This is a genomic window from Bradyrhizobium sp. PRIMUS42 (assembly GCF_023006515.1).
Classification (GTDB): Bacteria; Pseudomonadota; Alphaproteobacteria; order Rhizobiales; family Xanthobacteraceae; genus Bradyrhizobium.
Window position 1 is genome coordinate 1 of the sequence record NZ_JALBGZ010001112.1, and the last position, 1405, is coordinate 1405.

The 1405-nt window shown below is 67.0% G+C and carries 1 protein-coding gene and 1 pseudogene; both read right to left on the reverse strand.

Annotated elements, in window-relative coordinates:
• Positions 1 to 805: pseudogene (locus MOV75_RS38105) on the reverse strand (molybdopterin-dependent oxidoreductase); the annotation flags it as partial.
• 158 nt (positions 806 to 963) lie between these two features.
• Positions 964 to 1405, reverse strand: a 442-nt coding sequence (locus MOV75_RS38110; protein ID WP_247007991.1) for a substrate-binding domain-containing protein, incomplete at its 5' end; no start/stop codon positions are given.

Sequence of the window (1405 nt, forward strand, 5' to 3'; positions counted from 1 at the left end):
GGGCCTCGCCCGGCGGGAACGCGGCGCGGCCCGTCATCTGCACGCGGCCTTCGGTGTTGACGTAAATCGCGGACTTCTCGGTGTAAGCCGCCGCCGGCAGGATGACGTCGGCGCGGTGCGCGCCGCGGTCGCCATGGGTGCCGATGTAAACGACGAAGGTGCCGTCAGGCGCGTTGATCTCGTCGGCGCCGAGCAGGAACAGCAGGTCGAGTGTGCCGAACGTCGTCATCTGCGCGGCGTTGAGCCCGCCACCGGTTGCGGAGAAGCCGATATCGAGCGCACCGACGCGCGAGGCGGTCTCATGCAGCACGCCAAAGCCGTTCCAGCCATCCTTGAGTGCGCCGACATCGAGCGCCAGCTTCGCAGCGGCCGCGAGAATAGCCGCGCCGTCGTGGCGCGAGGCCGCGCCTCCGCCGACCAGGATGATGGGATTCTTGGCGTTCTTCAGCACGTCCATGAAGGAGTGCCTGCCGGCCGCGAGCTCACTGAGGGTCTCGGTGCCCGCGCCGAGGTGATCGTAATCGTAGGTCAGATCGACCTTGGCGCCGATCACGCCGATCTTGAAGCCGCCGGCGCGCCAGCGCTTGCGGATTCGGGCGTTGAATACGGCCGCCTCTTTCCGCGGATTGGCGCCGATGATGAGCAGCGCATCCGCCTGCTCCACGCCTGCCAGCGTCGGGTTAAAGATGTAGGAGCCGCGGCCGAGCGCGAACATCGCACGGCGCGAGGACGGCGCGGCCTGTTTGCAGAACTTGATCGCGGTCGCAACGTCGGCGGATGCGATCTCGGTGACGCCCCTCACGTCGACCGGTTTGTCGGGATCGCTGGGATCGGCCGCCACGCGATCGCACAGAACGAGATCGGCCGATTGCGCATGCGCAGTCAGGGGCGCGGCGAGTGCAAAGAGGACGGCAACCAGACAAGTCCGCATGGACATGACGTTGCGTCTCCGCTCCGGCAAATTCAAGGCTCCAGTCCCGATTGACGCAGGACGGGCACGACCCCTGGCGATGCCAGATAGCGCAGCAAGCGGTCGGCCGCGTCGGCATGTTTTGCGTTCGCCATACGGCCGGCGGAGAACACCGCCGGCGTCTGTAATTCGTGCGGGATCGGTCCCACCACCTCAATGCCGTCGACCTGCTTCAGCTCGCTGATCTGCTGCACGGCGAGATCGGCCTCGCCGCTGACGAGGCGCTGCGCCGTGAACCCCTGCTCGACGATGGTGGCCTTGGCGTTGATCTCGGCTGCGATCCCCATCCGTACGATCAACTGGGCGAAGTAGACGCCGCTCGCGCCAAGCCGCGAATAGGCGACGGACCGCGCCGCAAGCAGCGTCTTGCGCAGCGCTGCTTCGCTGCCGATGTCGGGTTGCGCCTGCCCTGCCCGCACGGCAATGCCGACATAG